Origin of the sequence: uncultured Frigoribacterium sp., from assembly GCF_963515265.1 — a bacterium.
Lineage (GTDB): Bacteria > Actinomycetota > Actinomycetes > Actinomycetales > Microbacteriaceae > Frigoribacterium.
This window is the reverse complement of the sequence record NZ_CAUPYL010000121.1, coordinates 1-7,929: the sequence shown is the minus strand read 5'-3', so window position 1 is coordinate 7,929 and position 7,929 is coordinate 1. Positions and strand designations below refer to the sequence as shown.

General features: G+C 73.7%; 7 protein-coding genes. 1 reads left to right on the top strand and 6 read right to left on the bottom strand.

The genetic code is table 11. The annotated features are described in order from the left end of the window. Positions 1-334: 334 nt before the first annotated feature. The 3 genes from RWM17_RS10055 to RWM17_RS10045 all read right to left on the bottom strand — a co-directional run bounded on the left by RWM17_RS10055 (position 335) and on the right by RWM17_RS10045 (position 3,562). Complete coding sequence (locus tag RWM17_RS10055) at positions 335-1,420, bottom strand: alkene reductase (protein ID WP_314103253.1); 1,086 nt, start codon at positions 1,418-1,420, stop codon at positions 335-337. Between the two features lie 237 nt (positions 1,421-1,657). After that, positions 1,658-2,545, bottom strand: coding sequence for an NAD(P)-dependent oxidoreductase (locus RWM17_RS10050; protein WP_314103250.1), 888 nt, complete (start codon positions 2,543-2,545; stop codon positions 1,658-1,660). A 252-nt stretch (positions 2,546-2,797) separates the two neighbouring features. Continuing rightward, positions 2,798-3,562 (bottom strand): 1-acyl-sn-glycerol-3-phosphate acyltransferase, encoded by a 765-nt coding sequence (locus RWM17_RS10045; protein WP_244638902.1) that lies wholly within the window; start codon positions 3,560-3,562, stop codon positions 2,798-2,800. 247 nt (positions 3,563-3,809) lie between these two features. Here RWM17_RS10045 and RWM17_RS10040 point away from each other — a divergent pair, with 247 nt between their 5' ends. Continuing rightward, complete coding sequence (locus tag RWM17_RS10040) at positions 3,810-4,460, top strand: hypothetical protein (protein ID WP_314103247.1); 651 nt, start codon at positions 3,810-3,812, stop codon at positions 4,458-4,460. A 53-nt stretch (positions 4,461-4,513) separates the two neighbouring features. Here the strand turns inward: RWM17_RS10040 and recQ are convergent, their stop codons facing one another. The 3 genes from recQ to RWM17_RS14060 all read right to left on the bottom strand — a co-directional run. Then, the gene (gene recQ, locus RWM17_RS10035) at positions 4,514-6,688 is read right to left on the bottom strand and encodes a DNA helicase RecQ (protein WP_314103245.1); all 2,175 of its coding nucleotides are present in this window, start codon (positions 6,686-6,688) and stop codon (positions 4,514-4,516) included. A 31-nt stretch (positions 6,689-6,719) separates the two neighbouring features. Beyond that, positions 6,720-7,673: a CPBP family intramembrane glutamic endopeptidase gene (locus RWM17_RS10030; protein ID WP_314103243.1), complete on the bottom strand. Its 954-nt coding sequence runs from the start codon at positions 7,671-7,673 to the stop codon at positions 6,720-6,722. A gap of 94 nt (positions 7,674-7,767) precedes the next feature. After that, a partial coding sequence (locus tag RWM17_RS14060; RefSeq protein ID WP_399540425.1) for a hypothetical protein occupies positions 7,768-7,929 on the bottom strand: 162 nt, incomplete at its 5' end.

The window sequence follows — 7,929 nt, the reverse complement described above, 5'->3', positions numbered from 1 at the left end:
CTGGAGCCCAAGGTGCTAAAGGTGAAAAAGGAGACCGAGGCGAACGCGGTCTAACAGGAGCCCAAGGACCAAACGGACGCTGACGACGCCGAGTTCGACGCGTAGTTCACGGAGCTCGACGTGGAATAGGAGAAAGGGGAGGCGGGGGTGGGGCGGGTGGTGTGTTTTAACCTGACCCCGCTAACTTGCTCCGGGCCCTCGGGGGGGGGGCTGGAGTGTGGCGTCGAGGCGGGCAGGTGCAGGGCGCACGCCGTGGCGTGGCAGGACGTGCCGGGCCGGAGCTCCCGCTCCGTCTCGGCGAGCGAGCCGAGGAGGCGCGGAGGGCGCCCCGACGTCAGCGCGAGACGGACTCGAGCGTCGGGTAGTCGGTGTAGCCGGTCGCCCCGTCGGCGTAGAAGGTGGCGGGGTTCGGCTCGTTGAGCTCGGTCTCGCGCTCCCAGCGGGCGACGAGGTCGGGGTTCGCGATGGCCATGCGGCCCACGGCGACGGCGTCGGCGTGGCCGTTCTCGACCAGGTCCTTCGCCTCGGCCAGGTCGGTGACCGTGCCGAAGCCGCTGTTGAGCACGACCGCCTGGCCGAAGCGGCGACGGAGGCGCTGGACGATCTCGCCGCGCGGGTCGGAGTGCAGCACGCTCATGTAGGCGAGGCCGAGGGGGGCGAGGCCGTCCATCAGGGCGTCGTAGGTCGCGGTCACGTCGTCGAGGTCGGTCTCGACGACGTCCTGGATGTTGTGCATCGGCGAGATGCGGATGCCGACGCGGCCCGCGCCGATCGCGGCGGAGACGGCCTCGGCCACCTCGATGCCGAGGCGGGCGCGGGCGGCGGGGCTGCCGCCGTACTCGTCGGTGCGGACGTTCGAGACGGGCGAGAGGAACTCGTGCAGCAGGTAGCCGTTGGCGCTGTGCAGCTCGACGCCGTCGAGGCCGGCCTCGAGGACGGCGCGCTTCGAGGCGGTGACGAAGTCCTGCACGGTCTGGCGCACCTCCTCGGTCGTGAGGGCGTGCGGCACGGGGAACTCGGCCTTGCCGGAGGGGACGTGCACCTGGCCGTCGATGGCCACGGCGCTCGGGGCGACGATCCGCTCGGTGCCGGTCACGTCGGGGTGCGAGACGCGGCCGGCGTGCATCACCTGCATGACGATGGTGCCGCCCTTCGCGTGCACCTCGTCGGCGACGCGCTTCCAGCCGGCGACCTGCTCGTCGGTGACGATGCCGGGCTGGCCGGTGTAGCCCTTGCCCTCCTGGGTCGGGTAGGTGCCCTCGGTGACGATCATGCCGAGGGTGGCCCGCTGGCCGTAGTGCTCGACCACGACGTCGCCGGGCACGTCGCCCGCGTCGGCGCGGGTGCGGGTCAGCGGCGCCATGGTGACGCGGTTCGAGAGGACGAGGTCGCCGAGGACGGCGGAGGAGAAGAGATCCACGAAGGGGTCCTTTCCGGTGGGAGGGAGGAGGTGGCCGCGTCGGCTCGCGACGCGTCAGGGAGAGTGCCCGTCGTCGCGCACCTGCGGGCCAACACGGGTCACGACGCGGTCATTCCGCCCGACGAGCACACAGGAGGGAGTTCTCAGGAACGCAGCCACAGGAACGCGACCTCGGGAGGCGACTCCCGGCGCGCGTCCTCAGGCAGGCACCCCGGGGATCGGAGCCCCCCGGAGCGGTCAGGATGTGAAGGCGGCGTGCACCGCGGCGATGTCGTCGCCGCCGTGCCCTCGGTCGGAGGCCGTGCCGTAGAGACCGGCCAGCGCCTCGAGCAGGGAGGTGTCGAACCCGGCGTCGGCCGCGGTCGCGGCCTCGCGCATCAGCGAGACGTCCTTGCGGAGGCCGTCGAGCGCGAACTGCGCGGGGTACTCGCCGGCGATCATGCTGGCGCCCTTGAGGTGCGCGTAGGGGGTGTCGGCCTGCCCGCCCTCGATCGCGTCGAGGAACAGCTGCGGGTCGAGCCCGAGCGTCCGGGTCAGCGCCAGCGACTGGGCGGCCGCCGCGGTGACGGACGCGATCCACGCGTTGGCGGCGAGCTTCAGCGCCGTGCCCTGGCCGACGGAGCCGCCCGCGGTGATCGTCTTCGCGCCCATCGCGTCGAGCACGGGCTGCACCCGGGCCAGGAGGTCGGGGGCGCCGGCGGCGAGCATCACCAGCTTGCCGGTCTCGGCGGGCTTCTTGGTGCCGAGCATCATCGCCTCGACCAGCGGCACGCCGCGCTCGGCGGCGAGGTCGACGACCCGCGCGGTGTCGGCGGCGCCGATCGTGCTCGCCTGGACCCAGACGGGGCCGTCGGCCTCGGCGCCGGAGGCGGCGGTCGCGTCGACCGCGGAGGTCGCCTCGCGCAGCACGCTGAGCACGGCCTCGCCGTCGAACAGCACCGTGACGACGACCTCGGCCCCGTCGACCGCCTCGCGGGCCGTGTCGACGACGGTCGCCCCGACGCCGGCGAGCGGCTCGGCCTTGTCACGGGTGCGGTTCCACGCCGTGACGTCGTGCCCTTCGCGCAGGAGCGTCCTGACGACGCCCTGCCCCATGATCCCCGTGCCCAACACTGCGACCTTCATGCCTGCTCCTCGCCTGCGGCCGGGCGTCTCGCCGGGCCGCGTCGTGTTCGTGTTCGTGGTCGTGTTCGTGTTCGTGTTCGTGTTCGTGGAGTCGATCGTGTTCGGTCCGCACGCAGACGGGTCCGCGCGCCGCCGGGGTCGACCGTACGCCCGGCCGCCGACACCGGACCCGGGAGTGTCCACGCGCCTCCCGCGGCAGTCCTCGGGAGGCGTCGTGCGCCTCCTCGAGGGCCCCGGGAGGCGCGGGCCCGGTCAGTCGATCGCGTCCGACCCGAGGGGGTCGCGTCGGATCGCGCGACGGACCCGTTCGACGACCGACGGGGTCGGCGGCTCGTTGTAGGTGCCGGCCTCCTCCTGGCCGCTCAGGCGCTGGATCGCGGCCATCACCTCGTCCGTCGCGTGCCGGCGAGCGCGACCCGACTTGGCGTCGCCGTGATGCGAGAGATCGATCGGCTCGCCGAACTCGACGGTGAAGCGGCGGAGGCGCGGCACGGTCGTGCCGACCGGCTGCAGCTCCTGGGTGCCCGTCAACGCGACGGGCACGACCGGGGCGCCGCTCGTGAGCGCGAGCCAGGCGACCCCGGTCCGGCCCTTGTACAGGCGGCCGTCGAGCGACCGCGTGCCCTCGGGGTAGATCGCGAACGCGTGCCCCTCGGTGAGCCGGCCCAGGCCGAGGTCGAGCGCCTGCTGGGCGGCGGCCCCTGCTCCCCGCTCGACGCCGATGGCGCCGATGCCCGAGAAGAACGACCGGCTGAGCCGCCCCTTGAGGCCCGTGCCCGTGAAGTAGGCGTTCTTGGCGAGGAACGAGACCTCGCGCGGGGCCATCAGCGTGATCACGACGCTGTCCATGAACGAGAGGTGGTTGCTCGCGAGGATGACGGCGCCGCGGCGGGGGACGTTGCGCCGCCCGACGACCCTCGGGCGCCAGAGCAGCCGGACGAGGGGCACGAGCACGACGCGGCTGAGGAAGGTGAGCACGGCACCACTGTGGCGCAGACGGCATGCCTCGCGCGGCATGCGCAGCACGGAACGTCTCGCGACGAGCCTGTCGACGAGCCTGCCCGGGGTCCGTCTCCGGGTCGGTCGCAGCAGCGACGTCGGCCGTCACGGAAGCGAGATCCGCTCACCCTTTCACCGCCTCCTCGGGCGGGACGGGTGGCGGGCGAGGCCGTCCCGCTCGCCCGTCGTCGCCCGGTGCGGGGACAACGGGTGTCCCCCTCAGGGAGGATTGCGGCCCGTCCGAGCCCCTCCCTATGCTCGCCGCGTGGGGACTGAACGAGGTACAGGAGCGCAGCGGGGGCTGACGCTCGACGACGGACGACGGACGCAGGGCGACCTCGTCGAGGGGCCGCTCGACGGCCTGCTGCCGCTGCCTGCGGGTCGCGTGAGGCGGGCCGCCTGGCTGCTCGCCCCCGTCTGGCACGTCGGCTTCGCCGTGCTCTCCGTGCTCGGCGCGGTCCATGCCGGCCACGTCGGCACCATGGCCCCGCTCGCCGCGACGGCGCTCTACGCGACCGCCGGGGCGCTCTTCGCCGCGGTGGCCGCGACGCTCGTCGCACTCCGCGTGCAGGGGACCCGAGGAGGCGCGGTGCCGCTGGTCCCGGTGCGTGCGGCCTACCTGACCACGCCCCTGGCGAGCGCGATGCTCCTCTCCGCCGCTTACGTGACCCGACTGGGCGGCGGGCCCTTCCTCGGCGGGTTCGGCGCGATGATCGCCCTCACCGTCGCGCTCGTGATGCTCGCCCAGCGGACGACGGAGCTGCGGCTCGGGTCGGCCGGACCCGTCTCGGAACGACGGACGCCGACGGCGCCGGTCGCCGTCGTGCCTGCGCCTGCCGCCGACGCTGCCGCTGCCGCTGCCGCAGTCACGGCGGCTCCCGCGGCTGTCGCCTTCGACGCCTCGTCGCGCCGCTAGCCGCGCGTCAGGGCCGTCGCGACAGCGACGACGCGACAGCGCCGCAGGTCGCGTCAGTAGTTGTCGTCGGGCGGGACGGACTCGTCGTACGGGTCCCACGGGGGCTCGTCGTCGAAGGGGAACGGCTCCGAGTCGGCCGCCGGGGCCGCGCTCGTCGTCGGCGTCGGGCGGGAGCTGCGTGCGGCGGCGGGACGACTGCGGGAGCTCGTCTCCGCCCGGAAGGACGGGGTCGAGCCGGAGGCCGAGGTCGAGCCTGAGCCGGTCGAACCCGAGCCGGCCGCGCCGGTGCCGGCACCGGACTCGGCTGCCCGGGCCGCCGCCGACTCGGGGGGGACCCCCGAGACGACGTCGAGCACCTGTTGCCCGTAGGTGTCGAGCTTCTTCTGGCCGACGCCGCTGATGCCCGCGAGCTCGCCCATCGAGCCCGGACGGCTCGACGCGATGCCGCGCAGGGTCACGTCGCCGAAGACGACGTAGGCCGGCACGCCCTGCGCCTTGGCGATGCCCGCCCGCCACTGGCGCAGGGTCTCGAAGAGCGGCACGTCGGCGGAGTCGAGGTCGGCCGCGCCCGAGCCGCCGCGCGAGCCGCGCGTCGAGCCGCCCGCCGACGACCCACGGGCACCGCGGACGCGCGGGGCCCTCTCTGGCTCTCTGCGCAGGCGGACCTGCTTCGCCCCCGAGAGCACCTCGCCCGCCGCGTCGGTGATGAGCAGGGTGCCGTAGCCGTCGGGCGAGACCGCGAGGACCGACTGGGCGAGCAACTGGCGGACGACGCCGCGCCACTCGATCTCGCTGAGCTCGGTGCCGATGCCGAAGGTCGAGAGCTGCTCGTGGCGGTTCTGGGTGATGCGCGGCGTCGTGCGGCCGAGCAGGATGTCGATGATCTGCCCCGCGCCGAACTGCTGGTTGCGCTCGCGCTTGAGGCGCACGATCGTCGACAGCAGCTTCTGCGACGGGACGGTGCCGTCGAGAGCCTGCGGCGGGTTCAGGCAGGTGTCGCAGTTGTGGCACGGCGTGCTCGCCTGGCCGAAGTAGCCGAGCAGCTGCACCCGCCGGCACTCGACGGTCTCGCAGAGGGCGAGCATCGCGTCGAGGTGGGCGCCGAGCTTGCGGCGGTGCTCGGCGTCGCCCTCGGACTGGTCGATCATGCGGCGCTGCTGCATGACGTCCTGCAGGCCGTAGGCGAGCCACGCGGTCGACGGCAGGCCGTCGCGCCCCGCTCGACCGGTCTCTTGGTAGTAGCCCTCGACCGACTTCGGCAGGTCGAGGTGCGCGACGAACCGCACGTCGGGCTTGTCGATGCCCATGCCGAAGGCGATGGTCGCGACCATCACGATGCCGTCCTCTCGGAGGAACCGCGACTGGTTGCGTGCTCGGGTGCCGGCGTCGAGGCCCGCGTGGTACGGCAGGGCGGCGATGCCCTGCTTGACGAGGAACTCGGCCGTGCCCTCGACGGACTTGCGCGACAGGCAGTAGACGATCCCCGCGTCGCCCTCGTGCTCGGCGCGGATGAACCGGAGCAGCTGCTGCTGAGGGCCGTCCTTCGCCTCGATGCGGTACTGGATGTTGGGCCGGTCGAAGTCGGCGACGAAGTGCGCCGCGTCGTCGAGCTCGAGCCGCCGCGAGATCTCGCGGTGCGTCGTCTCGGTCGCGGTCGCGGTGAGCGCGATGCGCGGCACGTCGGGCCAGCGCTCGTGCAGCACCGACAGCTCGAGGTAGTCGGGGCGGAAGTCGTGCCCCCACTGCGCGACGCAGTGCGCCTCGTCGATGGCGAACAGGGACACCCGGCCACGGTCGAGCAGCGACTTGGTCGAGTCGAGCTTCAGTCGCTCGGGAGCGAGGTAGAGCATGTCGAGCTCGCCGGAGACGAAGGCCTGCTCGACGGCTCGCCGCTGGTCGGGATCCTGCGTCGAGTTGAGGAACGACGCCCGCACGCCGACCGCCTCGAGGGCGTCGACCTGGTCTTGCATCAGCGCGATGAGGGGCGAGACGACGACGCCCGTGCCCGGCCGGACGATCGCCGGCACCTGGTAGCAGAGCGACTTGCCGCCGCCGGTGGGCATCAGCACGAGGGCGTCGCCGCCGCCGACCACCTGGTCGATGATCGCGGCCTGGTCGCCGCGGAACGCGTCGTAGCCGAAGACGCGCTGCAGCACCTCGAGAGGAGCCCCGGCGGGGCCCGACGAGGAGGGCGCGGCGGTGGCGGTGGGGGCGGCGGGGTCGGTCACGCGACGAGTCTAGGAGGCTGCGCCGACAGCGTCAGCCGACCCGCGCCTCCTCGTGGACGGTGCCGTCGGCGGGCGATGCCGGGGAGGACCGGCGCTCCCCCGACCTGTGGAAGGCGCGGGTCACGAGCCACGCCCAGACCGGCGTGCAGACGACCGTGACGGCGAGCCCCAGCGGGCTGCCGTCGCTCGCCTCGGTGCCCGCGAAGGGCGCCAGCAGCAGGAACAGGACGGTGTTGTTGAGCACGTGGCCGACGATGGCGGCCTCGAGCCCTCCCGTGCGCCAGGTCAGCCACGCCGCCGTGACCCCGAACACGGCGACGTCGAGCATGCCCCAGGGGTTGTAGGCGTGCGACAGGGCGAACGCGGCCGTCGGCAGGACGATCGCGACCACGGGCCAGGCGATCCACGACCCGAGCGCCTGCACGGCGAAGCCGCGGAAGACGAACTCCTCGGCGGAGGCCTGCAGCGGCACGAGCAGCAGGATGACCAGTGCCGACCAGACGATCGTCGCCGGCGGCGTCGTCACGGGCCCCGTGCCGATCGCCTGGCCCGTCAGCGGGGGCAGCACGAGGTAGCTGAGGCCGACCGTCAGCACCATGAGCACGAGGGCGGCGGGCAGCGTGCGGGCCATCCAGCGCCAGCGGAGGCGGCCGGTGACGCTCGACAGCTGGCCGAGCCGTCCGAGGCCGGCGAGCTTCGTCGCGAACAGCGCGGCGGGCAGCAGCGTCGCGATGGACGCGAGCGTCGTGAGCAGGACGAGCGGCTGGGAGGCGTCGAGCGGGTCGTCCTGGACGCCCTGCGCGACCGTCGAGGTGAGCTCCTGGCCACCGGCCGCGCGGAGGACCGCGAAGATCGCCAGCACGACCGCGTTCGCGAGCACCCAGTAGAGGACGGCGCCGATCACGGCCGCGAGCAGCGGTCGCCACCAGCGGTACGTCGGCAGCGCACGGAACAGCCGGTGGTACTCGACGGAGGCGGTGGTCACGCCCCCGAGGTTAACGCCGGCGGCCCGGCCGCACCTGTGCAGGTGCGACCGGGCCGTCGGGTCGTGCGGGGCGGTGCCGGGTCGTGCCGATCGCTCAGTCGGTCGCCTCGACGAGCAGCTCGCGACGGCGACGGAGGCGCGTGGCCGTGAGCACGCCGGCTCCGGCGAGCATCAGGGCGAGCGCCGCCAGGAGGCCGGTCGTCGCCGCGTCCGAGCCGGTGAAGGCGAGGTCGCCCGCGGCGGCCGGGCGCGGGGT